Consider the following 26,298-nt stretch of genomic DNA (forward strand, 5'->3'; position numbering starts at 1 on the left):
TTTGCCATGAAACTTTACGGAATGCTCGATTCACCTTTTGTACGACGTGTTGCCATTAGCCTAGCCAGCCATCAGGTCAAATTTGAACTGGTTCAATTATCGGTCTTTTCCACTTTTAATGAATTTTCCCAAATCAATCCTGTAGTCAAAGCACCGACCTTATTGCTCGATGATGGTACATACCTGATGGATTCGACCCTGATTTTGCAATGTCTTGAGCATCAACAAAAACTCAACTGCTTTGCACTCTCAGTTCAAGGTTATCAACTTTTGGGTCTGATTTTAGCTTTAGCAGAAAAAGCCGTGCAATATGTTTATGAAACCCAACTACGTGCAGAAGAACTGCAAAACCCTGCATGGAAACAACGGGTTCTACTTCAGGCTGAAAAAGCCTGCCAAGCCATCGAACAGCAAATTCAAGGCTATCCATTTCATCCAGCAGATCAGGTCTGTATCAGCCTTGCGATTGTATGGACATTTGTCGAGAAAAAACTCTCGGGACTGATTGCTGAAGTGAACTATCCGCACATCACCCAACTACAGCAACAGATGGAACAGACTGAAGTTTTTCAGCACTATGCCTATCCACAGGATTAACTGATAGAGGGATGCTTTTTTTCGCATCCTTCGTGCTTATTTCACCTGACTGACATAACTCGGCAAATCCCAAGCACCACCCAATAAAATCATACGACACATGCCCGTAGTCGCATCTAAGCTTTTCACGAAGTTCTGACCATTCCAGACCCACTGAGCATGCCACCAACAGTCTCCCAAGCCACGACCTTTTTGTGCTGCATCAATCACACCATTCTCATAGCCTGAAGCACTCACCGTCACCAATTGCGGTTTATACGGTTTTTGCTGTTGAATCACCCAGTAGCCATAACCTTCGTTATACGCGCCACGCCAGCATAAACCACTGACCAGCAAGCGTTTATTCGGTAAGACTGCTTCGACTTGTGGCTCAAACTTGGTGTATTCATTATTTTCGGTTAGGCTTGAACATTCCTGATCATCGGATTTGTTTTTTGCTTGCTGCACTTTCAAGTTTTGGGTCAGAAGACTCCAATCCACTTGTTTTTGCCAAAGCTTTAAATTGGCGACTGGAATTTTCTGTTGATGAATAATAGGCATCGGCAAGGCAGGTAAAACCGACTTCTCGGACTGGTTACCCACACGAATCAACGCAGATGGCGTATTTAACCGACCTTGCTGTTCATCAACTTTGAGTAAGACTGCATTTGCCCCTGCACTTGACACATCCCAGCGCGACTTACCTAAAGCAAAATAAATATGTTGACTGCCTTTTAACGCGTTTAACAATGCACGTGTTTGCATCGCATTTAAATCACCGCCTGCATCTTTGAGGAGAATTCTGCCTAAATTTTGCTGACCCACCCAGAAATCGACCGCTTTAGGAATGGTTGGATCTCCCTCTTCCCCCACATCGGCAAGTTGAACTTGTGCAGTAACAGGTTGATTTACCCCTGCTTTACGGGTCAGTAATACCGACACCCTTGCTTGGGCTTCATCAGCAGAATACCCCGCAGCACGGCAGGTTCGGGTGTTATCACAGACCATTTGCCAGTCTTTATATTGAAATGACTGTTCCCCTGCATGTGCAAACATTGTCACACTGCTACCCAGTAAAATACCAACCGCTATACTTTTTTTCATTTTCACTATTTTTATCAGATACAAAAAAGCTGATTATGCCGAAAACGATTACTTTTATGCTGTAACAAAATTGCAAATCGCTTGAGAATAAATCATGTTACCCATTTTAAAAACAAGCTTCATTTCAGGCTGCTTATACCTTGCCATAAACTCTACCACACATGCAGATTGGTCTGAAAACGAAACCCAGCAACTTAAATTTTGTACCACACTCGCAACCATAAATAGCCAAGCCGAACAGCACTATAAAAAAGCCCAATATCTACAAGCACGAAAAATTTGGACTGAACAAGTAGGCTATCTGGAAAGCTGTTTACGTTTAAAAGAAGACCCGAGTGACTTAGCCAAACAGATATTTACTGCGAAAAATTCAGCCTATTTGAGCCAAAACAGCCTAGATACCTTATACAACAGCATTGCCCTGACCTATATCAAAACACAGGATTATGGCAAAGCCAAAGCATGGCTGGGTCTTGCCCCGAAATCGGCAAAAACTGCATTTAATTTAAAACTGATTCCACAACACGCTACAACAAAGAGCCCTGCAGGTGAATACTGGATGTACGCAGGTTTAGGTGCTTGGCAAACTTATATCGTCAAGGCTCAAACAAACCAGCAATATTACATTCATTTTGAAGGTTTATATTTTGGTTTAAATGGGCTGCTGTATGGCCCCAATCTGGGAGAATATGACTATCAAACCAAGATTCAACAACAGCAATCCATATGGACTTATCCTGACGCCCTTGAGCATGAATTTTGCCGAATCCAGCTCAAATTTCAAGGAGATCGGCTTCGTGCCACCACCTCAACCAATGGTTCACCCGACAGCAGTTGTGGTTTTGGACACAATGTCACAGCCGATGGTGAGTATATAAAAGTTTCCTAAAAATACCCTAACAATAACAGTGAACTAATTTTAATTCTGAACAGTAAAGACAAGTTGATCATCTGCAACGTATAATTTTATCTGGGTAAAAATATTCGTATACACTGTACATTTTTGATCACAAGGCATTTTTTGACTAGGGAAAATACAACTTGAATCTTGGGCTACATCGCATTCGCCGAGTCACTTACAATGCATCACTGATGTATAACTTTCGTATGGCTATTGCTTTTATCGGAACAGCTTTCGTGCCTTATTTCCTGCATTTCCAACTCGCGACCATTCCCCTGACTTTAGGTGTGGTTGCAGCAGGTTTAAGTGATATCGATGACCGCTTTACCGTACGGATTTTAAACCAGTTTTATACCTATTTTGGCTTTTTCGTCGCTGCCAGCTCAGTACAGTTGCTGTTTCCCCATCCTGTATTTTTTGCCCTTGGTCTGATTGCGGCTTGTATTGTGCTGATTTTACTGGGTTCACTGGGGCGGCGTTATTCTACCATTTCATATGGCTGTCTGGTGGTGTCCGTCTATGCCATGCTTGGCGTGCATCTGTTCGATGAATGGTATATGCAGCCGTTGTTACTGGTTATAGGTGCAATTTGGTATGGAATTCTCTCCACCATCAGTTTTTTGCTGTTTCCGATTCGCCCAGTCCAAGTCAAACTGGCACAAAGTTATGCCTGTCTTGGTGATTTTCTATTTGCCAAATCCAACTTGTTTGATGTTGATATGACGCCAGAGAGCTATCGGCAAAGCATGATTGACCTGTCGATGGAAAATGGCAAGTTAATCGCTCTCTTTAACGATATGAAAACTGCGTTGCTGACTCGGCTCAAAGGTGACCGTGGACAAAAAGATACCCGACGCAGCCTGCAATATTATTTTGTAGCGCAAGATATTCATGAACGTGCCGATTCTGCACATATTGACTATCAACAACTGGCAGATAACTTTAAACACAGCGATGTGTTATTTCGCTTTCAGCGTATTTTGTCATTACAAGGCAAAGCTTGTAAGGATTTAAGCGATAACATCATCAAGCAGACTCCCTATCGGCACAGTACACGCTTTAAACATGCATTCGAAAACTTACGTTTATCGCTAAAAAAACTGCCCGAGCAATATCCAGATGACCCGATTTGGGTTAATGCACTGATGTCACTCTATCAAAATCTCAAAGCGATTGATGGGCAGCTGCGCAATTTGGAAGCTGAACGTGCGATGAGCATGGATCTTAGCAAACGACAAGACCAACAACTGAAGGATGACGATCTCAAAGGCTGGGTAGATATCAAAGTGCGGATCATGCAAAATCTGACCCCAGAATCTGTTTTATTTCGCCATGCCATCCGTTTATCTATCGTATTGTTCTTTGCTTATGTTTTTGTACAGCTGACGCATGACCATATTCAATATGGTTACTGGATTCTGCTTACAGCATTATTCGTCAGTCAACCCAACTTTAACGCGACCAAACGCCGCTTACGCTTAAGAATCTGGGGGACTTTACTGGGTATTCTGATTGGTCTTTTGATCTTAAAATTTATTCCGTCAACTGAGGGGCAACTCATTGTGCTAATTCTCAGCGGGATTTTGTTTTTTGAACTTCGTAGTAAGCAATATGCTCAAGCCACAGCATTTATCACGATTCTAGCTTTAATCAATTTTAATCTTGATGGGATGGGCACAACAGCAGCTTTCCCACGCATGATTGACACGCTGATTGGTTGTGGCTTTGCATGGTTTGGCGTCACCTTTATTTTCCCTGACTGGAAATTCCGTCGCCTACCCCATAGTATTCGCCGTGCATTCAATGCCCAATGCGACTATTTAGCTGAAGTCGTACTCCAATACCGCCAAGGTCGAAACAACGGGCTAGATTATCGGGTTAAACGCCGTACTGCACACAATCGCGATGCTGAACTTGCTTCACTGATTTCTACACTCGCAACCGAACCCGATTTCGATCCAAGCCAAAAAACCGCAGCTTTTGATTTACTTTGCCTGAGTCATACTTTTTTAAGCTATATTGCAGCACTTGGTGCACATCGGGAACAACTATTCGATCAGGAGATTTTGACCCTGCTCGATTCGGCACTGGACGATATTCAAGGCGTATTATTGCGTGATGAGCACCCAGATTTGAACTCCAAAAATATGCTGCAAACCATTCGCCAACGCTTATCACAAAACAATCAAAATGATCAAAAAGCACTGATTATTTTACAGCAACTCTCCCTGATGTTTGGTGTGCTGGAGCAATTAATGACGCTCAAACAAAACCTGAGTAATGAACACAATACTGATGCCAGTGAATTGGCATCACTTTAAAAGCTGAGATTTTGGTGTAATATGTTGACGTTTCGCCAATGTTTAATGCTAAACTTTTTGAGTATCTATTTGTAACTATTCGCTATGACCGCTAAAACCTTATATGCATATACTTTGCAACCCGTAAATTATGAAGTTTCTGAAGCCGAACAGCGTAATGCGCAGTTGATGATTTGGCGGAGTACCAATAAAATCAGCCTTAAAGCTTGGGCAATTATGGGCGCTGTGGTAGTACTGGCGCTTTTGGGGATTGCGCTGATCAAAAACTATTCTACGATTTTTTGTTGGGTTGCGATTGTCTGTGTCATCGTTTATCTACTCATTCGCAAATTTGGTTTAGAATGGTATGTGAAACGCAAAATGAACGAATTTCCAACTCAAGAAATTAAAGGAATTCGTTTAGGTGTACAACCTCATGGTCTAGTCATGCGCCAACAAATGGGTGCACAAGAAGGTGTTGGAACTGTAGGCTGGAAAGATATGTACGAATGGTACAATACGCCTGAATTTCTGCTCATCAACTTTAAAGTTAAAGATCAACAAGGCGCATATATTTTGCCAAAACGCATGGATTCAAGAAACTTTCCTTTTGAAACCATTCGCAAACACTTACGAGAAAGTGTGGGTGAACCTAAACAAATCTAAAACATACTAAAATAAAATTAAAAAACCTCCCAAGCGGAGGTTTTTTATTGCTCAGCAATCAGCAATCAGCAATCAGCAATCAGCAATCAGCAATCAGCAATCAGCAATCAGCAATCAGCAATCAGCAATCAGCAATCAGCAATCAGAGCTTAAAGCAAAGTATGAAATATAGAATATTTAAATAATGAAATAGAATATTTTTGAAAAATATGGTGGGCGCTGACGGGATCGAACCGCCGACATTCTGCTTGTAAGGCAGACGCTCTACCAACTGAGCTAAGCGCCCTATATAGGGAGTGGACTTAAGAGATGGCGCAGCGGACGGGGCTCGAACCCGCGACCCCCGGCGTGACAGGCCGGTATTCTAACCAACTGAACTACCGCTGCACGGTAAACCTAAAAGTTAAGTCGCTAAAACTTTTAAGTTGAATATGGTGGGCGCTGACGGGATCGAACCGCCGACATTCTGCTTGTAAGGCAGACGCTCTACCAACTGAGCTAAGCGCCCTCATAGGGTTTGGACTTTAAATGGCGCAGCGGACGGGGCTCGAACCCGCGACCCCCGGCGTGACAGGCCGGTATTCTAACCAACTGAACTACCGCTGCACGGTAAACTTAAAAGTTAAGTCGCTAAAACTTTTAAGCAAATATGGTGGGCGCTGACGGGATCGAACCGCCGACATTCTGCTTGTAAGGCAGACGCTCTACCAACTGAGCTAAGCGCCCCAAAAGCGGTTATGTAAATGGCGCAGCGGACGGGGCTCGAACCCGCGACCCCCGGCGTGACAGGCCGGTATTCTAACCAACTGAACTACCGCTGCACTTACACAATATCGCATTTGTGGTACAAACAATGATTAAACTCTACAAGTGGCGCAGCGGACGGGGCTCGAACCCGCGACCCCCGGCGTGACAGGCCGGTATTCTAACCAACTGAACTACCGCTGCACTGAGAGTTTAACGTAAAGGCTTGGTGGGCGCTGACGGGATCGAACCGCCGACATTCTGCTTGTAAGGCAGACGCTCTACCAACTGAGCTAAGCGCCCTTAACGTCTTTATCGTTTGTGAGGTGCATTATAGAGAATCTTGATCTACTGTCAAACGCTTTTCGAGGCATTTCGTTATTTTTGTATCTGAATGATTAAAAAATAAGTCATTTTTCACCAAATGCTGTAAATCTCAGTAAAATGAGGCGTTATTTTGGCTTAAACCTCAAGTGAATCATAAATTTGTTGATCAATTTTACACTCGGACAAATACACTAAAGCATCCGTAGAAATAGATTCAAACAGCTCAATCACATCCTGATTCCGCATGCGGATACAACCATGCGAAGCCGCAATTCCCATTGGTTGATTATCTGGCGTACCATGAATATAAATGTAACGGCGATAAGTGTCACAACCTTCACCAAGGTTAAAGCCCTGTTCTAGACCTTGTAACCATAAAATACGAGATAAAATCCAGTCACGTTCAGGAAACTGTGCAGCATAATCTGCCGAATAAGTTTCGCCAGTTGCTTGCCGAGCAATAAAAACACTGTTAGCAGGTAAATTATCACCAAATTTTTCTGCAACTCGATGCCAGCCTCTAGGAGTTTTACCACTATTTTCAGCTTCGCCAATGCCATTTTTTCCAGAGGAAATCGGATATTTCTTCTTGAGTTTAGGCAATATCAGGGTTTGAGTCTCAAGATCTATTAAAATATCAGCATCTAGCAAGGAAGTTGGAAGCATCATTATTTTCTCAAATCATAGGCAGCAGGTTCAGGTCGTTGCCACAGCCAGATAGCAACGATCAACATTGTGATATCGGTAAATACCTTAACAAGGAGTGGCGCTCGGGTAAACAACATGATCATCGCGCTGACGAACATCATGCCAGATGCCCAATATTTGGCTTTGCGTGGTACTGTGCCATGCTCACGCCAATTGCGTAATGTTGCGCCGTATTTAGGATGATTGAGTAGCCATGCATCCATCTGTGGCCAGCCTTTCGATGCAGCCCAAGCAGCTAAAATCAAAAAAATGGTGGTTGGCATTCCAGGTAAAATAGCGCCTATCATTGCCAATATGACAAAAATACTCACTAGAATGCGCCAAAACAATGTTTTCATTCAACAACCTGCTCAGATGAACAGTGCTAGTATAAGGTCTTCATGGTAATTGGTGTAATTTTAATGACTCACCACATACTGCCTTTACACCAAAACGATTATTTTGAGCCTTGGCTGATTTTCACGCAACCCTGTGTACGACAACTGGCTTTTGCAATTGCCAGCCCAAATTTACTATGTGAGTTGCCTTTGGAACTGGAGATTCGATACCGTTTTCAGTTACATGATGCTGCCACATGGCAACAATATTATCTGCAATATCAATCTCGCCTAAAACAACTGGATCAAGACCCTGCTCCATTGCAGCAATTTCTAGCACAACTCAAAAGCACGCGCCTAGGGTTACGCTTTGAAATGCTATTGTGGTTCTGGTTACAAGATAATCCTGAACAGCGTTATCACCCCTATGAGCTATTAGGGCATAGCCTGCAACAAATTGATGGCGCAAGAACCTTGGGTGAACTTGATTTTGTGGTATTTAATCATCAAAGCCAGCAAGTTGAACATTGGGAAGTGGCATTAAAGTATTACTTGGCAGAACGTGATTACAGCTTACCTTTTTGGTATAGCTTAAACCGTGATGATACCTTCTTAAAAAAACTGCGCCATTTTACCGAACGCCAATTCCAGTTCGATGAGGTTTTGGGACGCCGTATTCAGCAAAAATTCGCTGTAGTCAAAGGACAACTTTTTCTTCCTGAGCATCAATTATTTGCAACTCCATCATGGATCGCAACACAACGTCGATTAGGGTTTTGGGGAACTTCCATTCCGAAACAGCCCATGCAGCATTTAACACGCCATGAATGGATTTGTCCTAATCTTCAGTCAACTTCAACTGCTGTGCAATGGTGGTCTAACGGCTTATATTATGATGCAAACACACAACTTACTTATATGTATCGCCAGCCTGATTTGATTGATTCTGTATACAAATGCTACAAAGTGATTACATTTTAAATGTCAAACATCAATACTTTTTTAAATACGGCTTGTTTATGCTTGATTGTACAGTAACAAAAAATGACATACTGGAGCGTCTTAATGAAAAAAATTTTATTTGTCTCAATCGCATTAGCAGTTGTTCTTACAGGTTGTAATACCATACGCGGCATGGGTCAGGATGTATCCAAAGCGGGGAGTGCTGTATCAGATACCGCAACAAAAACCCAAGATAAAATGTAATAACACAATGATGTCAAAAAAACCTTATCTTTCTGATAAGGTTTTTTTATTGCTGACTTTCCCCTATCATAATCAACAAATTTTATCCTGCTAGATTTTTGCTGCTTATGTCTACCTCCGAAACTCTTGATCTTAGTCTAGAACTTTTACGTCAGCCCTCTGTGACACCTGTTGATCATAACTGCCAAACCATAATGGCAGAGCGCTTGGCAAAAGCTGGCTTTCATATTGAGCCAATGCGTTTTGGAGAAGTTGATAACCTTTGGGCACGCCGAGGTACAACTGAACCTGTGTTCTGCTTTGCAGGTCATACTGATGTAGTACCAACGGGTAATCTAGAGGACTGGAAAACCCAGCCATTCCAACCAGAAATTAAAGACGGTAAATTGTATGGCCGTGGTAGTGCGGATATGAAAACAGCACTCGCTGCCATGGTGGTTGCAACCGAGCGTTTTGTTGCCAAGCACCCAAACCACAAAGGCTCTATTGCTTATTTAATTACTTCGGATGAGGAAGGCCCTGCAATTAATGGCACAGTCAAAGTAATCGAAACTTTAGAAGCCCGTCAGGAAAAACTAACCTGGTGTCTTGTAGGTGAACCATCAAGCACTCATCGCCTTGGTGATATTGTCAAAAATGGACGCCGCGGATCTCTCAATGCTGTTTTAACTATTCAAGGCAAACAAGGTCATGTTGCCTACCCTCATCTTGCCAACAACCCGATTCATCAGGCATCTGCTGCACTGAACGAACTTTGTAACACGGTATGGGATCAGGGCAATGAATATTTTCCAGCGACGTCATTCCAGATTTCAAATATCCATGCAGGCACAGGCGCAACCAATGTCATTCCTGGAACACTCAGCGTAACTTTTAATTTCCGTTACTGCACAGAAGTCACCGCCGAACAATTACAAGCACGTGTGATTGAAATTCTCAACAAGCACAAATTAAATTTTGAAATTCAATGGACACTCTCAGGTTTACCATTCCTTACGCCTGTGGGTGAACTCGTTAAAGCAACTCAGCATGCAATTCGCGAAGTTTGTGGAATTGAAACCGAATTATCGACCAGTGGCGGAACTTCAGATGGTCGTTTTATTGCACCAACTGGCGCGCAAGTCCTTGAATTAGGCGTGCTCAATGCAACAATTCATCAGGTCAATGAGCACGTCAATGTCGACGAGCTTGAGCCTTTAGCCCGTATTTATGAAGAAATTCTGGTACAGCTACTTGCCTAACTTAAGCCCAATAAAAAAGCCTTCATGATCGAAGGCTTTTTTATTTTTTCAATTCAAATTAAACAGGAATTCCCAGTTCACGTTGAATTTCTACCAAATTAGGAATCTGATACTGTTTACCCTCAGCCACAACATATTGGAAAACTTTAGGGTCATCAATCAGCCGATCATCATCAACAACCTCAGAGATACGTAAGCGGATACCTCGTGGCATTTCATTGCATAACAAAGCAAACCGCTGAGTAGTTTCTTCGCCTTCAATGACCAAGGCAATTCCCTCTTTCATATCAGGATGATGAATCGCATAAACTGGCAAATCAACCTCATGCCAAGTGAGTACATCGGCTTGCGTGCCTGCATTTTGTGCTGACAATACAATATTTTGAGGGATCAGCATGGGTACTTGGTTATAACACTCAATAATATAAGCATCAATAAAACCCGTAGATACTGAAATTAGATGTTGCAGCTCTTGCTGGTCAATATTATGTACACGTTCGGTATTCATATGCTATTCCTCAAGCCTCTGCCAAGATTTGCTCAATATGGTGCAACAAATCTGCTTCCTGGAATGGTTTACCCATATAGTGAGTTACACCTAGACTAAATGCACGCTCACGATGTTTTTCACCTGTACGCGATGTAATCATGATGATTGGTAAATCACGGTAAACTGCATGATGACGCAATGTATTGGTGACTTCGAAACCGTCCATGCGAGGCATTTCGATATCGAGCAACATCACATCTGGCTTGATATGCTCAATTTGTTCAATCGCATCTACACCATCTTTTGCCGTCACTACATCATAACCATGACGTTCTAATAAGCGCGATGTTACTTTACGTACTGTCACCGAGTCATCGACAATCATCACTAATCGGCGAGCACGAGTAACTTTGGCAACATCACGGCGCTGTTCAGATAGAGCAGCTGTACGCTGAGTGCTTTGGATACGGCGCGCAATATTATGACCATCAAGAATCAGACAAACTTGACCATCACCCAAAATCGTTGCACCACCAATCACATCAATTTTTGCCAATTGCTGACCCAGTGGTTTCACTACAATTTGTGCACGAGAGCCAATCAACTGATCAACCAACAAGGCAACTGTCTGGTTATTATGACCTTTAATTAGCAGTACAGGTAACGAATGCCCCACACCACTTAAACGAGGTACTGGCTGATGCCCGACAAATTCAGAGACATAACGCAGTTTATACTTTTGCCCATCAATACCGAAGGCTTCATCATTCCCTGCAAAGTAATCTGCTAGAGCTTGTGGAGAAATTCGTACAATACGCTCAATCTGAGTCAATGGAATTGCAAACTGTTGATCCGCAACTTTCACCATCAAGGCATCGCTGACCGCAACCGTTGTTGGAACACGGATAATAAACGTAGTTCCCCGACCTTGCTCAGATTGAATAGAAACGTGTCCACCGAGGGTTTTAATTTCACTTTGTACAACATCCAGCCCAACACCACGACCAGAAATCTGTGTAACTTCTTTTGCTGTCGTGAAACCAGAATGGAAGATGTATTGTAAAATTTCCTGCTGACTTAAATTATGATCAGCACTAATCAAACCTAGCTGGCGGGCTTTGTTTTCGATCTTACTCGGATTAATTCCTCGCCCATCGTCACGCACCTCAACCACAATATCAGAACCCTGACGGCTGATTTCAATCTCAATACGTCCTGCTTCAGGCTTATGCTGTGCTAAACGTTCTTCTGCCGACTCAATCCCATGGTCAATCGCGTTACGCATCATGTGTTCCAACGGCGTAACCAATCGCTCCAAAATACTTCGGTCAAGTTCAACATCTTGATTGACAATATTTAAATTGACGGCACGATTCAAGGTTGATGAGGTTTGGCGAACCAGACGTTGTAAACGACTTAAAATACGCGAGAATGGTACGAGACGTACACGCATCAAGCCATCTTGCATTTCTGCCTGAATACGGGACTGTTGCAACAGTAACGCTTCTGCATCACGAACTTTATCAGCTAATGTCACTTTAAAGTCGATCAAATCCGATGCAGATTCCGCCAATGATTTAGACAATTGATTCAAAGATGAATATTGGTCCATCTCCAAAGGGTCAAAATCAGCATAGCGAGAATTTTCCATTCCATGCTTGGCAATAATCTGAGTTTCAAGTTCGCCTTCCATTCGACGCAACTGATCAGACAAACGCTGAATTGCCAGTTCCATTTCATTGAGCGTGGTAGTGAACTGGCTGATTCCCATTTCAATACGCGAACGGTTAATCGCATTTTCACCTGTCAAGTTGATCATTGTCTCAACTAGACTTGCTGAAATACGAATCATCTCATTATTTTGATCTGTAGTATTTTCAGTATCCCACTCACCCAGCATTGAAGGAGGTTCTGTACCATCCCCTTCAATAAAGCCAGCAAATGGATTATTGGCAAAATCAAGATGACTAGAAGCTTGTTGCGGTAATTGTGCAGAGACATCAATAAACTCGATCGAAGTCAACTGCTGTTTCAGCGTTTCTAGACCATCATATTGATTCGATTGAATCGCCTGCTGCAACCATGCAACGATATTGAGCAATAAGCCATCATATACATTTGAACTAAACTGGCGTAATGCAAATTGTTCGAATGTATTTTCCAATGCCGTTGTAATATCGATGACAGGTTGAACCCCCGCCATACGTGCAGCACCCTTGATAGTGTGCGTATCACGTTGCAATTCAAGCAGCAAACTACGATTGGTACGCTGATCAAACCAACGCTGCAACTGCGTCTGAATTTTTTGAATAAGCTCTTGAGTTTCTTCAATAAAGCTTTGCTGAATCAATTCTTGTAATTCAACCGCTTGATCCGTATCTTCAGACTGATCAACTATAGGCTCAAGAATAACTGATTGTGCAGCTGCTTTCTCTTCAACAGTAGCAAGTTCATGTAAAACTTGTAGAATCGCCGTTGCTGGATAATCAATTCCTTTTTGCTGAATCACTTCAACACGTTCAGCGATCTGATCTTGTGCCAGACGTAAGACTGCAAGTAAATATTCGGTTGGCTGCAATTGCTGATAAATCAGTTTCTCATAAACGGTTTCTAGTTCATGCGCAATTAAACCGATCTGAGTCGCCTGAATCATATTTGCACCACCTTTAAGGGTATGCAAATGGCGCATCAAGACATTCAGATATTCAGGCTTATAATTTTCATGCAAATATGCATTAAAGTCATGATCAAGTTGTACCAGCAAATCTTCTGCTTCATCTAGGAAAATCAGATTCAGGTCAGTATCTGGCAAGCGAGTGACTTGTGCGCTTTCAACTGCAAGATGATCACTAAAGATACGCTGCGCGACACGGCTGATTGGATCATTTACATTGATCTCTGGTTCAGCTAAGACTGGTGCAGGAGTTTTAACCACAATTGGCTCAACAGGTGCACTGTTGACTTGAGTCTGCTCAGCACGACGACTGATACTCGGCTTCAATAACTCATGCAAGACTTGTACTGTTGCCACTGCAGAATAATCAATTCGTGATTGACGTACCAAATCTATACGATCCGCAATCGCATCAAGAACCAAACGCAATACTGCTACCAGTTTCGGTGATGTTTGCAATTGTCGATTAATCAGACGTTCAAAAATTGTTTCCAGATCATGCGCAATCAAACCAATATTTTTCGCCTGAATCATATTTGCACCACCCTTTAAGGTATGCAAATAACGCATCAAATGATTCAATGCCTTAATGTGTTCAGGTTCTTGCTGATACACATTAAATGAGTGATCAACCTGTGCCAGCAGGTCATCAGCCTCATCAAGGAATACATCTATAAGCTCTTGATCATCAAGAACCGTTACTGCACCTTGATCCAAAGCCTGTTGATCTTTCGCTAATCGTTGTACATAAGTTGATATATCAAAGCTGGTTTCAGTCTCTGTTGCATGCTCTGGCTGCTGTTGCTGTAACCAATCCAACAAATCATTCAGGACATGCTCTGTCTGGCTCGACAAATAAACCATTTGTCCCGTTGCAAGTAAGTCAAAGTAATGAATCAACTCTTGATGGGCATCATCAAATAGCTCAAAAGTATAGTCAGAATCCAGTAACCATGTTTTATCTAAAACAACCTGATAGCAAGATTTCAACTTATCTGCCAACTGAGGCAATGCAAGTGTTGAAAATTGATCAGTATACTCGCCAAGAATAGTGGCTTCTTGAATTAAAGTTGCAAGATAGTGTGTTGGATCATCTTTAACAGATTTTTCAAAATCATGCTCAGCATCCAGCAAATGGTCAATATTCAATGCCATAATGTCATTGATTAAACCACTAATATTTAATGCATCTTTAGTATGTTGCTGATTTTCCTGATACTCATGCCAAGTACGTTCAAACTCTTCAGCTGCACCAAGGCTTTGTTCAGTCGTTTCTTGTTTCAGATCGGCCAGATACGTGTTGATAAACTTAGAGAAGTTCACCAGTAGATCCGTTTCCGCATCTGTCAAAGATTGCTCTTTTTGTAAATGTGCCTTTAAAGCATGTTCAACATTCGCACTCGCTTGAAAAATTGGTTCAATATGTGCCATGCCCGAACTACCTTTTAAGGTATGTAAAGCACGAATTAACGCATCAATCTGTTTTGCAGATGGATCAAGTTGTTGAACAAACTGATTAATCGTATCTAAATGCTCTAATGCCTCTTCCAAATAAATTGTTAAGGTCTCAGAAAATACGATTTCTTCTTTAGCCTGTACAGAAGCGGGTTGATCAACCAAATCAACATCGACTAATTGCTCAACAGGCAAGGCAATATCAACCACAACATCTTTGGTTTCAGATTGCTTAGCATCACTAGCATCAACCAACTCAAGCCCTGTAATATCGGCTTCACTCTGCAAGTTCGCAGTGACAGTCAAAAGATCTTGTAAAGCAGTATCTGGGGTTTGCTGTTGCTGTAACTGTTGTCCAAGCAATACCATTGGGCGCAAGTCTAAGGTTAAAGCCTGCTGCTGTTGCAATAATGGATAAAGCTTATATTGAAAAACCCGAAAGCATGCCAAAGCAAATTGCTGAATCTGAGAAGACAAATCGACACTTTTCGCCATGACTCGATTGAGTAGATCTTCAGTTGTCCAAGCCAGCTCACCCGCTTGATAAGCCCCAACCATTCGCCCAGATCCTTTTAAGGTATGGAAATGACGGCGAATGTCTTTTAAATACTCTTCATTATTAGCATCTGCTAACCACAATGGAAATAGATGCTCAAATTCAGCCAAGATTTCCTGAAGCTCTTCAACAAAGATCTCTAAAATCTCAGCATCCTGTTCTAAATAGCCATCTTCAGGCAACGAGATCGTTGTTACCAAATTTTTTAGTATTTCTTTCATCGCTCAAACTTCTTCTGTTTAGCTTGATATTGTTGAGCGCAAGCTAGAGACATCTAGCTACTGCGGTTGCTCCAAGGGTTTCTCATTCGTAAACAAGAAACCCTTTCAACAGACAAAAGTTATTTATTCAGGTAACTTAAAGTCTGTTACAGATTCACGGAGTGACTCCGCCATATTTGCCAACTCAGAAACAGATCGTGCTGTATCAAAACTTGAAGTCGTTGTTTGCGATGTAATGTCTTGTACAACGTTCATCGTATTGGCAATGTGACTTGCAGATGCTGACTGCAATTGTGCAGCATTTGAAATGTTGTCAATCAACTGTGCCAATGCTTTCGATACGTTTTGAATCTCATCCAAGGCAACCCCTGCATCTTTCGCCAAGTTCGCACCACGTACAACCTCGGCAGTCGTATGTTCCATGGAGATAACGGCTTCGTTGGTATCGGCCTGAATGGTTTTTACAAGGTTTTCAATCTGTTTGGTTGCAGATGCTGAACGTTCCGCAAGACGCTGGACTTCATCGGCAACCACCGCGAAACCACGACCTGCTTCACCTGCCATAGATGCCTGAATTGCAGCATTCAAAGCCAAGATGTTCGTTTGGTCGGCAATATCGTTAATCAGAGAGACGATGTTCCCAATCTCTTGAGAAGATTCACCCAAACGTTTAATACGTTTTGAGGTTTCTTGAATCTGCTCACGAATATTATCCATACCTTCGATCGAACGGTTTACAACATCCGCGCCATTCGCCGCGATGACAACCGAACGCTGCGCAACCTCTGCAGATTCTGTTGCGTTGGTAGATACCTGGTCAATAGACAATGCCATTTCATTCATTGCAGCTGAGGCACCAGCAATCTCTTGCGCCTGATGTTCTGCTGCTTCAGCAAGCTGGTTGGTAATGTGCTGTGTACCTTGAGAATAACGCGCAACTTCTTGAGACGTATCATTAATTCGAGATACCAAGTCACGTAACTGGTCAATCGCAAAGTTAATAGAGTCAGCAATCGCACCAGTAAAGTCTTCCGATACTGTTGCGTAACTACGCAAGTCACCATCTGCCAAATCGGCGATTTCGTCAAGTAAACGTAAAATCGCATTCTGGTTACGGTCATATTCTTCTTGCAAGCTTTCCATACGGACTTTATCTGCTTCACCACGTAGGCTTAAAAGGCGATATGCACAGTATAAGAATCCAACAAAGCTCATAATTAACATGAATGAGAAGTAAATTGTTGCAGATGCTGTAGTTGATAATTTATTTAATGATGCAAGCAAATCACCAGACTGGTTAAAGATTTGTGCTGTTGATTTCTGTACAGCTGCAACTTTAGCAGAGTTATTGAAAAGTACTGTCGCACCAGTTTTGATTACCTGATTATACTCAGTCTGAATTTCAGTAAGCTCATCGCGTAAATCTGGATCATCAATACGTGCTACACCTAACTCTGCACTACCATTTAATTGTGCATTGAGATACTTACCAAAAGTATCGGCATCTGTTTTAAAGTCATCTGCTGATTCTTTCGAGGTGTCTGATACTGATAAAATTGCATCAATTGAACGTAAAATACGTTCAGCAATCAACACTTGGTTTTTTGCAATAACAACCTGACTACTCGGCATATTGCTGTGTACCATTTGGTCGACTACAGCATTATATTGCGCCTGCATACCAGGAACAACCTGACCAATTGCAACATTGGTATCGTACAATTTGTTCAGGATTTTTTCATTTTGAACGATGGTATCAATATTTTTCGAAGTTTGCGCCCATTGGTCTTCAACTTTCTTTAAATTGTCGACACGGCTATGAACTGTTTTTAAACTTGCCAAACTTGCATTGAATTGTTGTTGTAAGTTTTTAAGTTTTTTAACCGAGTCCTCAGAACCCGATGCTGTTGCATCAGTTGCTTGACGGGAAATCATCTGAGATAACAAACGTAACTCACCCAAACTTTCAGTCTGGGTTTTGTTACGCGGTACGCTATATGCCAGAACCAATAAAAGTACAAAAGAAACGACCGCACACACCAACCCCATCTGAATAAATGGTTTTGCACGCTCACGGTCACCAAATGTGTCCGAAGTCGCATCAAGCGTGTCTTTTATCTTACGAACAAAGCCTTCATCACTATTTAAACTGATTTGGTCTGTTGTTGTACCTTTTAATTTATCAAAAAAGCCCATCCAGCTTCTCCCCAGAATCGCAATATTTAAGCGATGTAATCATTTATTACTTTATCGCGGCATTCATATATTCAGTATCTTTCAGCATTCGGCTGAATAAGAAAATATTCCAGTCTCGTTGGTGTTGGCTAAAATAGCCTTGACAGTATTTTTGGAGTCGTTGATCTAAAGATCTATTACTTGAAAAGAAGCTTCTTTTATTGAAATGTTGAATACCAAGCACTTGATCTACAGCCAAGCCTAAATATTGGTCTTGATGACTAATACATAATACTTTTTGTTGGCTTGGATTACGACTCGGTTCACCTGAAAAGTATTCAGGCAAATCTGTAATTGAAAGAAGTCGACCACGAATATTTGCCAATCCCTTTAGCCATGAATGGCTATTGGGAATCAGCGTATAATGTGGATAATAAATGACTTCTGATACTTCCCCAAGTGGGGCAACGAAGAACTGCCCCAACATTTCAAACGCAATACCTGACCATCGATTTACTTCATTTTCACTTGAGGTATAGTTCTTATTTCCTCGTTTTGCTAGGCGAAGTAATTCGATAAAACCATTTGCTGCCATAGTTTATCCCGCATTAAGATATTGTTTTATTACTTCGATTAATGCTTCTTCTTCCACAGGTTTTGTTAAATAATCACGAGCACCCTGACGTTTACCCCAAACACGGTCAGTTGCCTGATCTTTAGTACTCACAATAATAATCGGAATATGTTTGGTTTTCTCAGCACGCGTAATTTGACGGGTCGCCTGAAAACCATTAACACCAGGCATAACCACATCCATCAAAATTAAATCTGGAAGTGCGGCCTCAGCCAAGGTAACACCATCGGCGCCATTGCTTGCATCAAGTACTTCATAGCCATGCTTAGTCAAAATCTCTTTAAAACGAAAAGTTTCTGTAGGAGAATCATCTACGATTAAAATACGTGCCATTATTTAATTTTCCCAAAACTCTTATGCAACATGTGTACGAATTGCATCAATCAATTCATCTTTACTAAAAGGTTTAGTCAGATATTGATCTGAACCCACAATACGACCTTTTGCCTGATCAAACAAGCTATCTTTACTCGACAACATGATAATTGGAATATTTTGATATTGTTGTGAATTTTTGATTAAAGCACAAGTTTGGTAGCCATCTAAGCGAGGCATCATAATATCAACGAATACAATATCTGGATTTGTTTCAGCAATTTTTGACAATGCCTCAAATCCATCTACTGCGGTCACAACCTCATATCCTTCACGTTGTAAAAGCGTTTCAGCTGTACGGCGAATGGTTTTTGAATCATCAATTACCATAACTTTTAAATTTTTTGGGTTATCTTCTTGCATTTAATGATCCCTTCCCATTGGAACAATGAAAATCAGCAGTATGTATATGGGTTTTCACAGTTATTTACAGATATTAAACATCTATTTTATTGCTTTTTCAACGAAGCTTTTCTGCTAGTTTGCCGACTTTTGGTGATACAGCCAACAAATTATTAACTTTTAGCTGATTAGTCTACCTTTTTTTCATTAAAAACTTAAATTTAGTCTTGAGTCAGATAAAAGCCTTAGCCGATAATATGATCTGTATGAATAAAAATTTGATTATCTTTTTCAATTTTCGGGAACATCATGACATTTAACCAGCTAAAATTGCTAAAAATAATCATCTATTTTTTTATACCATTTTCAATTTCCTCTCTCACGCTTGCCGATAACTTACCCACGCCTGCCTGGTATCGTTATTATGATCGCAATGGCGTTGCCACGATTAGCTCTTCCGTTTCTTCAGCTCATATTAAACAGGGCTACGATGTTCTTGACCGAAGAATGCAGATCATTCGTCATGTCCCTGCTTTTAACGCTGAACGATCACAACAAAACGCCCAATCCTATGGCATACAATCCAAACAGCGTGAAACCGATCTTCGACTCAAACAAGCATATACTTCCAGTCGAACAGCCGAGTTAAAAAAACTAGACGCGTTAAAAGCAATTAAAATTCAAATCAGTATTCAACAGCGACACACCCAAGATACTTATCAGGACCAAGTATCACTACGTCGTGAAGAAATGCAATATATACGTCAAGGCAAGTCTGTCCCTGCTTCACTCAAAGAGCGCATTCAACAAAATGATCAGGCGATCAACCACAGCAAAAATGCGATTCTAGATTTGCAAAATAATTATCGGGATACTCAGCTTAAATATGACAAGATTATCTCTCGTTTAAAATTAATGGAATAATCCTGTAAAATTCATGTCATAATTTTTCAATTCAAATGCTTCGCTCATTTTGAGCCGTTTTTATCGTATAATTTTTTCACCTTAAAGTATCAGGATAACCTCCATGCGCGCGAGTCGCTTTTTATTTGCAACGTTAAGAGAAACCCCAAACGATGCGGAAGTTATTTCGCACCAGTTAATGCTTCGAGCTGGCATGATTCGTAAATTGGCATCAGGTTTATATACTTGGCTGCCAATGGGTAAACGTGTGCTAAATAAAGTTGAAGCAATTGTGCGCGAAGAAATGAACCGTTCTCATGCGTTAGAAGTGTTTATGCCGGTGACTCAGCCTGCCAGCCTTTGGGAAGAATCTGGCCGCTATGTGCAATATGGTCCTGAATTACTCCGTTTTAAAGATCGTCATGGCAATCCGTTTGTACTTGGCCCAACGCACGAAGAAGTCATTACCGACTTGGCTCGTAATGAATTAAAAAGCTACAAACAACTGCCGATCAATTTCTATCAGATTCAAACTAAGTTTCGTGATGAAATACGTCCCCGCTTTGGTGTAATGCGTTCACGCGAATTTGTGATGAAAGATGCGTATTCGTTCCATATCGATCAAGCTTCTTTACAAGAAACTTATGATGTGATGTATGACACTTATTGCCGTATCTTCACGCGCTTAGGCTTAAATTTCCGCCCAGTACAAGCAGATACTGGCTCAATCGGCGGTTCAGGCTCACATGAATTCCATGTACTTGCAGAAAGTGGTGAAGACGATATCGTATTTTCAACTGAATCTGATTACGCTGCTAACGTGGAAAAAGCCGAAGCTGTATTGGTTGGTGAACGCCAAGCACCTGCTCAAGAACTTCAAGTTGTAGAAACACCTAATACTAAAACTATCGCTGATGTTTGTGCATTCTTAAAGTCAGATCCGAAACAGTCTGTAAAAGCGCTTTTGGTTCAAGGTATTGCACAAGAAGATGGAAATGTTCCTGTCGTGGCACTGTTCCTGCGTGGCGATCATGAGCTGAATGAAATCAAAGCTGAAAAGCATCCACTAATTGCTGCTCCACTGACTTTTGCCACTGAAGCTCAATTGCAACAATATGGTTTAACTGCTGGTTTCACAGGTCCACAAGGTTTAGTTGAAAAAGGTTTAACTGTCATTGTTGACCGTGCTGCATCAGTGTTGTCTGACTTTGTTGCAGGTGCGAATCAGGTTGATCGACATGCTACTGGTGTGAACTGGGAACGTGACGCTCAAATCAGTGAAGTTTATGACTTACGCAATGTCGTAGACGGCGACCCATCTCCAGATGGCAAAGGCGTTTTACAAATTAAACGTGGTATTGAAGTCGGTCATATCTTCCAGTTGGGTCAAAAATACTCTGAAGCTTTAGGCTGTAAGGTTCTAGGTGAAGATGGTAAACCTCTCACCGTGACTATGGGCTGTTACGGTATTGGGGTGACCCGTGTGGTGGCTTCTGCAATCGAGCAAAACTACGATGACAAAGGGATTATTTGGCCATCAGCGATTGCACCATTTGAAGTGGCAATCGTACCAATGAATGCACACAAATCACCGCGCACTTTAGAAGCTGCTGAAGCACTCTATGCAGAATTACAAGCGCAAGGTTTTGATGTATTGCTAGATGATCGTAACGAGCGCCCAGGCGTAAAATTCTCCGATCTTGAGCTAGTGGGTATTCCACATCGTATTGTTATTGGTGAAAAAGGCTTAGACGCAGGTACTTTTGAATATAAAGGTCGCCGCGATGCTGAATCTGTCAATATCAGTAAAGATGAGCTTCTTGCAAAACTAAAAGGCTAATTTTAGCCGCATAAAAAAATCCCGCAAATTTGCGGGATTTTTTATGTCTTGCCATCAGTCCACTGAATTAAGCTTTTGGCAATGTTACACCTTGCTGACCTTGGTACTTACCACCACGGTCTTTATAAGACGTTTCGCACACTTCATCAGATTCGAAGAACAACATTTGTGCAACACCTTCACCCGCATAAATACGTGCAGGCAAGTTTGTAGTATTTGAAAATTCTAAAGTGACATGCCCTTCCCATTCAGGTTCAAGCGGTGTCACATTCACAATAATACCGCAACGTGCATAGGTTGACTTGCCTAGACACACAGTCAGAACATTACGTGGAATGCGGAAATACTCAACGGTACGTGCTAGAGCAAACGAATTTGGCGGGATAATACATACATCGGATTCAATGTCGATAAAGCTTTTATCATCAAAGTTTTTAGGGTCGACAATTGCAGAATGTACATTGGTAAAGACTTTAAATTCAGGTGCACAGCGAACATCATAACCGTAACTAGAGACACCGTAAGAAATTAACTTCTCACCTTGTTCATTAAAGCGAACCTGATTGGGTGCAAACGGTTCGATCATACCGTGTTGCTCACTCATTTCGCGAATCCAACGATCAGACTTAATGGCCATGTAGCTATTCCAAAATCATAAATCAATCTTTAATTGGGCTGTACTTTAACTGAAATTCGGCTTTTTGACCATGATCAAAACTCAATATAAACGAATCAGGGCTGAATAACTCAGGGGAACAGAAAAAGACATCAGAATTAAAGAAGCAGTTCGCTGCAAATTACACGGGTTTAACCAAGAAATTTTATTTTTAGTGAGATAGGTGCCTAACAGAATCCAGCAAAAAGCGATCGGAACGATGAGTAATAAAAATACCCCAATATGTAGCAAGTAAAGCGCTGCGCTCTGCCAAACCATTTTAGGAAAAATGACCGATGCAAACACCAAACCTTTAGGGTTAAATAAAGTTGCAACAAATAATTCTCTCGGCTGAATCACGGATTGTTGCAGATCTAAATCATGGTTCGCAGTTTTCCAAAGCTTAACTGCCAAATACAACATATAACTCGCGCTCAAAAGCTGGAGCAATTTCGGTAATAGTGGTAAACACTGTTCGACAAAACTAATCAGAATGCCCCACAAGGTAATCGCAATTAGATAACCCAATGTTTCTGCTGGAATAAGTTTTAATGATGTTTTTAGTCCTGTTCGAATACCTGAAGAAGCCAATAAAGTGTTGGTTGGACCAGGTGTAAATAAAATTGTAATTACAGAACCGAGAAATAACCAAGATATCATCCACTGACCTCCAAAGTTGATCGTCGCCAAAGTATGGCATTTTGCCAATCAAGGCAAAAAAGTAATTGTAACAATTTTTAAATAAATAAAATAAAATACATATTTTCAGTATCTTAAATAATTCAAATTAGACCATGGGCGACTATACAGGGCAACTGAAATGATCAAAATAGCCAATACAGGCAGATTCTATGCTATTTTATAATGCATGTTACACATCGTTTTGGCAGCGCAATGTAAAAGTGCAGACAATTAAGCTCCCGCTAAGTTTGCTTGCATAAAGTGGAAATGACCCAATATATATTGAGTGATGTTGAATCGATTAAATTTGAGCATGTATGGTTAAACAACTATTGCAATCTTGGTTGCCTTCGCCCGAACAAGTTTCCTCTATGAAAATGATGAAATTGTTTGGTAAGCATACAGCCAACCCTTTGCTGTGGTATGTCAACCGAAAATCGATCTGCAAAGCGATTTTTATCGGTTCATTCTTCGGTCTGCTTCCTATTCCTTTTCATAGTATATTCATCGTTCTTGCGGTATTACTCCTCGAAATTAACCTGCCCGTCAGCTTGGCTTTGGCATGGTTGAGTAATCCATTTACGTTAGTTCCCATTTTATATATCGGATTTTGGTTCGGGACTAAAATCTATCAGGTCCACATGATCGACAAGGCCATGCTGATGGGTGTCATGCACCAGATAGTGAACTGGATTGAACATTTTGGACATGGGCATATTGATTTTAGTCTAGCCAAAATCCTTCTGACGGGTTTGATTGTTGAAGCATTACTGGTCGCTATAGTTCTCTATATCGTAACGCTGGTACTTTGGCGTTGGAGTGTGATTCGCACCTGGCATAAGCGCCATCATCAATTCCCACTTTAATTTTTCGACAATTCTGCAAAATAATGCTGCACAACTTTAAATACAAAGTCCTGACATACCTGCCCTGTTTTCGCATTATACGCTTGTTGATTGGTTAAATTATTGGAAATGACTCGTATCGCCAAAAAAGGCACCTGAAACTGGGCAGCAACTTGTGCGACAGAAGCACCTTCCATTTCTTCGGTGACTGTGCCATAAACCTCTCGAAAAAAAGCAATTCGATCCAGTTCATTATTCCAGACATCTGCCGAGCCAATGATACCTTCCACCACTTGCCCCACCGTATAGTCGTGTCGAACATACTGTGCTGCAGCGAGTAATGCAGGGTCTGCATAAAAATGTCGAATCGCAATCGGTTCAGGATCTGTTTCATCTTCTGCTAACATATCAAAGGCTTCTCGCCATGCTAAAGCATCAGCACCTTCCCCAAGTGCTTTTTTGGGTGTTTTAAATGCTCCAATATTACAAACTGCACGCCCAAGCACGAGATCAAATACATTTAATGCGGGATCATGCCCACCCGATGTTCCCTGATTAATAATCGCACAGGGCTGATATTTCAAAATCGCAATTGCCGTTGCAGCAGCAGAATTGGTCATTCCCATACGGGTTTTGGAAATAATCACTGGAAAGCCCTGATACTGCCCCTTCCAAAACACCCAGCCGCCAATAGTTTCCATTTCAACATTGGTTAATTGGCTTGCCAGATGTTCACATTCAACAGGAAGAGCGCCTTGAATAATCAGCGGCCGCATCGTGAATCCCTCCATTAAAAAAGCCCGATGCAAAACATCGGGCTCAATCATTAAAAAATACGATTTTGATCTTTATCAGTTTTTGGTAACTTTTCAATACACTTTAAAAGTTGTTCGGCAATTGCCATATAACTGTCATGAGCATCATCCATCGCGACCACACTTGGTTCACCTTTATCGGCATTTTCACGAATTTGTGCATTTAAAGGTAAACGCCCCAAGAGTGGAATATGATATTGCTCAGAAATTTTATCACCGCCACCAACCCCAAAAATCCGCTCTTCAAAACCACAGTTTGAACAGATATGCGTTGACATATTTTCAACCACGCCCAATACAGGAATCTGCATACGATTGAATAACTCAATTCCTTTGGTCGCATCGAGTAATGCCACATTTTGCGGAGTGGTCACAATGACTGCGCCAGAAACAGGAATGCGCTGCGCTAAAGTCAGTTGAATATCACCTGTTCCTGGTGGCATATCAATCATCAATACATCAAGTTCAGGCCACAAGGTTTGGTTAAACAGTTGCATCAAAGCACCCGTTGCTTTTGGCCCACGCCAAGCGACAGGCGTATTGTTGTCCCCTGTTAAATGCCCGATGGATAACACAGGCATACCATAGGCTTCCAAAGGCACAAACTGTTCATTTTCAATCAGTGGAGTTTGCCCAGCATTGCCTAGCATGGTTGGAATACTTGGACCATAGATATCTGCATCCAGCACGCCTACTTTTAAGCCCAGTTTTTGTAGCCCCAACGCCAGATTGACCGTTGTCGTTGATTTACCGACACCACCTTTACCCGAAGACACCAAAATCACATGTTGAATGCGTGGGTGCTTTGGTACATCACGCTGCTGTGGTGCAGCTTTTTGAATCGGTGGATTATTTGGGTCTGCTTCTACTGGCTCAGGTTTTGCCGAGGCATCAACTACAGGGGGTAAATTGTTCGCTTCCGCTTTCGGCTTTGATGAACAGCTATGCCCTGCTTCACCATGCTGCTGGCTGCCACAACCACCCGATGTTGCTTGCCCTGTTTTTTGCTGAATCACATGTAAATTCAGTTCCTGAATGCCACATTTTTCCAAGGCATCGGCAAGTTCATCGTGAATCTGCTGTAATTGTTCAGCTTCACTTGGGTGCGTATTGATGGTGAGCTGTAAAATCTGACCCTGTAAATTGACCTGACTAATGCGGTCTTTGAGTAAATTTTCAGAATTAGGCAAACAGTAACTTTGGAGGACTTTCTGGATTTCTTCTTCTTTGACCTCCTGTGATGGGGCAAATTTTGCTTTTAAGGAAGAAAACCAAGACATATTTGACTCCAACAGGAAAGATAATGGGTTTAGTTTAACTGTAATTGCAGATAAGTTTAAGTCAACTTTATTGATAGCCATGATCAATATGACTGGTAAAAATACCCAGATTTTATTTTGGTCTGAATGTGAAGATTCCGCTTAATCTTTAATTTGAAAAGAATTCACCGCTTAAATCAGCAAAGTTCGATATACTCAGCGCAGCCCTCGCCAAATGCGCAGACAAAGCGTTGCTTTGTTTTCCCGCGCTCAGGTACAATCTTTTGC

Annotated in this window: 23 protein-coding genes and 8 tRNA genes; 10 read left to right on the top strand and 21 right to left on the bottom strand. The window is 41.6% G+C overall.

The features are described from left to right. Window positions 1-6: 6 nt before the first annotated feature. Window positions 7-597, top strand: coding sequence for a glutathione S-transferase (locus P255_RS10140; RefSeq protein WP_004901822.1), 591 nt, complete (start codon window positions 7-9; stop codon window positions 595-597). Window positions 598-633: 36 nt separating this feature from the next. Here P255_RS10140 and P255_RS10145 read toward each other — a convergent pair whose 3' ends face one another. Further along, complete coding sequence (locus P255_RS10145) at window positions 634-1,680, bottom strand: DUF1176 domain-containing protein (RefSeq protein WP_004901825.1); 1,047 nt, start codon at window positions 1,678-1,680, stop codon at window positions 634-636. Between the two features lie 94 nt (window positions 1,681-1,774). Here P255_RS10145 and P255_RS10150 point away from each other — a divergent pair, with 94 nt between their 5' ends. The 3 genes from P255_RS10150 to P255_RS10160 all read left to right on the top strand — a co-directional run bounded on the left by P255_RS10150 (window position 1,775) and on the right by P255_RS10160 (window position 5,547). After that, entirely contained in the window at window positions 1,775-2,569 is a 795-nt protein-coding gene (locus tag P255_RS10150) for a hypothetical protein (RefSeq protein WP_004901829.1), read from the top strand. A 152-nt stretch (window positions 2,570-2,721) separates the two neighbouring features. Beyond that, on the top strand, window positions 2,722-4,902 hold the full coding sequence (gene yccS / locus P255_RS10155; RefSeq protein WP_004901830.1) for a YccS family putative transporter: 2,181 nt from the start codon (window positions 2,722-2,724) through the stop codon (window positions 4,900-4,902). Between the two features lie 84 nt (window positions 4,903-4,986). Further along, window positions 4,987-5,547, top strand: coding sequence for a hypothetical protein (locus P255_RS10160; RefSeq protein WP_004901834.1), 561 nt, complete (start codon window positions 4,987-4,989; stop codon window positions 5,545-5,547). A 210-nt stretch (window positions 5,548-5,757) separates the two neighbouring features. On the opposite strand, the gene P255_RS10165 is transcribed toward P255_RS10160, so the two are convergent. The 10 genes from P255_RS10165 to P255_RS10210 all read right to left on the bottom strand — a co-directional run bounded on the left by P255_RS10165 (window position 5,758) and on the right by P255_RS10210 (window position 7,664). Continuing rightward, window positions 5,758-5,833, bottom strand: a tRNA-Val gene (locus P255_RS10165). A gap of 24 nt (window positions 5,834-5,857) precedes the next feature. Then, window positions 5,858-5,934, bottom strand: a tRNA-Asp gene (locus P255_RS10170). A 45-nt stretch (window positions 5,935-5,979) separates the two neighbouring features. Further along, window positions 5,980-6,055 (bottom strand) — tRNA-Val (locus tag P255_RS10175). A 21-nt stretch (window positions 6,056-6,076) separates the two neighbouring features. Beyond that, a tRNA-Asp gene (locus tag P255_RS10180) sits at window positions 6,077-6,153 on the bottom strand. 44 nt (window positions 6,154-6,197) lie between these two features. Then, window positions 6,198-6,273, bottom strand: a tRNA-Val gene (locus P255_RS10185). Between the two features lie 18 nt (window positions 6,274-6,291). Continuing rightward, window positions 6,292-6,368, bottom strand: a tRNA-Asp gene (locus P255_RS10190). 50 nt (window positions 6,369-6,418) lie between these two features. Further along, window positions 6,419-6,495, bottom strand: a tRNA-Asp gene (locus P255_RS10195). A 23-nt stretch (window positions 6,496-6,518) separates the two neighbouring features. Next, a tRNA-Val gene (locus P255_RS10200) sits at window positions 6,519-6,594 on the bottom strand. Between the two features lie 159 nt (window positions 6,595-6,753). Continuing rightward, window positions 6,754-7,287 carry a cell wall-recycling L,D-carboxypeptidase ElsL gene (elsL, locus tag P255_RS10205; RefSeq protein ID WP_004901837.1) on the bottom strand — a complete coding sequence of 178 codons (534 nt, stop codon included), beginning with the start codon at window positions 7,285-7,287 and terminating at the stop codon, window positions 6,754-6,756. After that, complete coding sequence (locus tag P255_RS10210; protein WP_004901838.1) at window positions 7,287-7,664, bottom strand: YbaN family protein; 378 nt, start codon at window positions 7,662-7,664, stop codon at window positions 7,287-7,289. Before P255_RS10210 ends, elsL begins: the two co-directional genes overlap by 1 nt. Before the next feature lie 42 nt (window positions 7,665-7,706). On the opposite strand from P255_RS10210, the gene P255_RS10215 reads away from it, so the two are divergent. From P255_RS10215 to dapE, 3 genes are all read left to right on the top strand, one after another. After that, window positions 7,707-8,624 (top strand): DUF1853 family protein, encoded by a 918-nt coding sequence (locus P255_RS10215; protein WP_004901840.1) that lies wholly within the window; start codon window positions 7,707-7,709, stop codon window positions 8,622-8,624. Window positions 8,625-8,708: 84 nt separating this feature from the next. Next, window positions 8,709-8,849, top strand: a complete 141-nt coding sequence (locus P255_RS10220) for an entericidin A/B family lipoprotein (RefSeq protein WP_004901842.1) — start codon at window positions 8,709-8,711, stop codon at window positions 8,847-8,849. Between the two features lie 107 nt (window positions 8,850-8,956). Beyond that, entirely contained in the window at window positions 8,957-10,090 is a 1,134-nt protein-coding gene (gene dapE, locus P255_RS10225; protein WP_004901844.1) for a succinyl-diaminopimelate desuccinylase, read from the top strand. Between the two features lie 58 nt (window positions 10,091-10,148). Here dapE and P255_RS10230 read toward each other — a convergent pair whose 3' ends face one another. The 6 genes from P255_RS10230 to pilG all read right to left on the bottom strand — a co-directional run bounded on the left by P255_RS10230 (window position 10,149) and on the right by pilG (window position 19,033). Then, window positions 10,149-10,598, bottom strand: coding sequence for a hypothetical protein (locus tag P255_RS10230; RefSeq protein ID WP_004901846.1), 450 nt, complete (start codon window positions 10,596-10,598; stop codon window positions 10,149-10,151). Window positions 10,599-10,608: 10 nt separating this feature from the next. Continuing rightward, entirely contained in the window at window positions 10,609-15,486 is a 4,878-nt protein-coding gene (locus P255_RS10235; protein WP_004901849.1) for an Hpt domain-containing protein, read from the bottom strand. Between the two features lie 123 nt (window positions 15,487-15,609). Next, window positions 15,610-17,682, bottom strand: a complete 2,073-nt coding sequence (locus tag P255_RS10240) for a methyl-accepting chemotaxis protein (RefSeq protein WP_004901851.1) — start codon at window positions 17,680-17,682, stop codon at window positions 15,610-15,612. Window positions 17,683-17,728: 46 nt separating this feature from the next. Beyond that, the gene (locus P255_RS10245) at window positions 17,729-18,256 is read right to left on the bottom strand and encodes a chemotaxis protein CheW (RefSeq protein WP_004901852.1); all 528 of its coding nucleotides are present in this window, start codon (window positions 18,254-18,256) and stop codon (window positions 17,729-17,731) included. 3 nt (window positions 18,257-18,259) lie between these two features. Next, window positions 18,260-18,628, bottom strand: coding sequence for a response regulator (locus P255_RS10250; protein WP_004901857.1), 369 nt, complete (start codon window positions 18,626-18,628; stop codon window positions 18,260-18,262). A 21-nt stretch (window positions 18,629-18,649) separates the two neighbouring features. After that, complete coding sequence (gene pilG, locus P255_RS10255) at window positions 18,650-19,033, bottom strand: twitching motility response regulator PilG (protein ID WP_004901860.1); 384 nt, start codon at window positions 19,031-19,033, stop codon at window positions 18,650-18,652. A 288-nt stretch (window positions 19,034-19,321) separates the two neighbouring features. Here pilG and P255_RS10260 point away from each other — a divergent pair, with 288 nt between their 5' ends. Then, on the top strand, window positions 19,322-19,936 hold the full coding sequence (locus tag P255_RS10260) for a hypothetical protein (RefSeq protein WP_004901863.1): 615 nt from the start codon (window positions 19,322-19,324) through the stop codon (window positions 19,934-19,936). A 103-nt stretch (window positions 19,937-20,039) separates the two neighbouring features. Then, on the top strand, window positions 20,040-21,755 hold the full coding sequence (locus P255_RS10265; protein ID WP_004901865.1) for a proline--tRNA ligase: 1,716 nt from the start codon (window positions 20,040-20,042) through the stop codon (window positions 21,753-21,755). A 67-nt stretch (window positions 21,756-21,822) separates the two neighbouring features. Here P255_RS10265 and dcd read toward each other — a convergent pair whose 3' ends face one another. After that, on the bottom strand, window positions 21,823-22,392 hold the full coding sequence (dcd, locus tag P255_RS10270) for a dCTP deaminase (RefSeq protein ID WP_004901867.1): 570 nt from the start codon (window positions 22,390-22,392) through the stop codon (window positions 21,823-21,825). Between the two features lie 81 nt (window positions 22,393-22,473). Beyond that, window positions 22,474-23,070 carry a LysE family translocator gene (locus P255_RS10275; RefSeq protein ID WP_004901870.1) on the bottom strand — a complete coding sequence of 199 codons (597 nt, stop codon included), beginning with the start codon at window positions 23,068-23,070 and terminating at the stop codon, window positions 22,474-22,476. A 338-nt stretch (window positions 23,071-23,408) separates the two neighbouring features. Between P255_RS10275 and P255_RS10280 the strand changes: the two genes are divergently transcribed. Beyond that, the gene (locus tag P255_RS10280) at window positions 23,409-23,957 is read left to right on the top strand and encodes a DUF2062 domain-containing protein (protein ID WP_004901871.1); all 549 of its coding nucleotides are present in this window, start codon (window positions 23,409-23,411) and stop codon (window positions 23,955-23,957) included. Here P255_RS10280 and P255_RS10285 read toward each other — a convergent pair. Next, window positions 23,954-24,712: a 5'-methylthioadenosine/S-adenosylhomocysteine nucleosidase gene (locus P255_RS10285; RefSeq protein WP_004901873.1), complete on the bottom strand. Its 759-nt coding sequence runs from the start codon at window positions 24,710-24,712 to the stop codon at window positions 23,954-23,956. The two genes, P255_RS10280 and P255_RS10285, sit on opposite strands and share 4 nt — an antisense overlap. 50 nt (window positions 24,713-24,762) lie before the next feature. Continuing rightward, window positions 24,763-26,031 carry an iron-sulfur cluster carrier protein ApbC gene (gene apbC, locus P255_RS10290; RefSeq protein WP_004901875.1) on the bottom strand — a complete coding sequence of 423 codons (1,269 nt, stop codon included), beginning with the start codon at window positions 26,029-26,031 and terminating at the stop codon, window positions 24,763-24,765. Window positions 26,032-26,298 lie beyond the last annotated feature (267 nt).

This window comes from Acinetobacter brisouii CIP 110357 (assembly GCF_000488275.1).
GTDB lineage: Bacteria > Pseudomonadota > Gammaproteobacteria > Pseudomonadales > Moraxellaceae > Acinetobacter > Acinetobacter brisouii.

Coding starts and splice junctions, on each gene's coding strand:
- P255_RS10140 (WP_004901822.1), top strand. CDS start 7: ATGAAACTTTACGGAATGCTCGATTCACCTTTTGTACGACGTGTTGCC.
- P255_RS10145 (WP_004901825.1), bottom strand. CDS start 1,680: ATGAAAAAAAGTATAGCGGTTGGTATTTTACTGGGTAGCAGTGTGACA.
- P255_RS10150 (WP_004901829.1), top strand. CDS start 1,775: ATGTTACCCATTTTAAAAACAAGCTTCATTTCAGGCTGCTTATACCTT.
- P255_RS10160 (WP_004901834.1), top strand. CDS start 4,987: ATGACCGCTAAAACCTTATATGCATATACTTTGCAACCCGTAAATTAT.
- elsL (WP_004901837.1), bottom strand. CDS start 7,287: ATGATGCTTCCAACTTCCTTGCTAGATGCTGATATTTTAATAGATCTT.
- P255_RS10210 (WP_004901838.1), bottom strand. CDS start 7,664: ATGAAAACATTGTTTTGGCGCATTCTAGTGAGTATTTTTGTCATATTG.
- P255_RS10215 (WP_004901840.1), top strand. CDS start 7,707: ATGGTAATTGGTGTAATTTTAATGACTCACCACATACTGCCTTTACAC.
- P255_RS10220 (WP_004901842.1), top strand. CDS start 8,709: ATGAAAAAAATTTTATTTGTCTCAATCGCATTAGCAGTTGTTCTTACA.
- dapE (WP_004901844.1), top strand. CDS start 8,957: ATGTCTACCTCCGAAACTCTTGATCTTAGTCTAGAACTTTTACGTCAG.
- P255_RS10230 (WP_004901846.1), bottom strand. CDS start 10,598: ATGAATACCGAACGTGTACATAATATTGACCAGCAAGAGCTGCAACAT.
- P255_RS10235 (WP_004901849.1), bottom strand. CDS start 15,486: ATGAAAGAAATACTAAAAAATTTGGTAACAACGATCTCGTTGCCTGAA.
- P255_RS10240 (WP_004901851.1), bottom strand. CDS start 17,682: ATGGGCTTTTTTGATAAATTAAAAGGTACAACAACAGACCAAATCAGT.
- P255_RS10245 (WP_004901852.1), bottom strand. CDS start 18,256: ATGGCAGCAAATGGTTTTATCGAATTACTTCGCCTAGCAAAACGAGGA.
- P255_RS10250 (WP_004901857.1), bottom strand. CDS start 18,628: ATGGCACGTATTTTAATCGTAGATGATTCTCCTACAGAAACTTTTCGT.
- pilG (WP_004901860.1), bottom strand. CDS start 19,033: ATGCAAGAAGATAACCCAAAAAATTTAAAAGTTATGGTAATTGATGAT.
- P255_RS10260 (WP_004901863.1), top strand. CDS start 19,322: ATGACATTTAACCAGCTAAAATTGCTAAAAATAATCATCTATTTTTTT.
- P255_RS10265 (WP_004901865.1), top strand. CDS start 20,040: ATGCGCGCGAGTCGCTTTTTATTTGCAACGTTAAGAGAAACCCCAAAC.
- dcd (WP_004901867.1), bottom strand. CDS start 22,392: ATGGCCATTAAGTCTGATCGTTGGATTCGCGAAATGAGTGAGCAACAC.
- P255_RS10275 (WP_004901870.1), bottom strand. CDS start 23,070: ATGATATCTTGGTTATTTCTCGGTTCTGTAATTACAATTTTATTTACA.
- P255_RS10280 (WP_004901871.1), top strand. CDS start 23,409: ATGGTTAAACAACTATTGCAATCTTGGTTGCCTTCGCCCGAACAAGTT.
- P255_RS10285 (WP_004901873.1), bottom strand. CDS start 24,712: ATGCGGCCGCTGATTATTCAAGGCGCTCTTCCTGTTGAATGTGAACAT.
- apbC (WP_004901875.1), bottom strand. CDS start 26,031: ATGTCTTGGTTTTCTTCCTTAAAAGCAAAATTTGCCCCATCACAGGAG.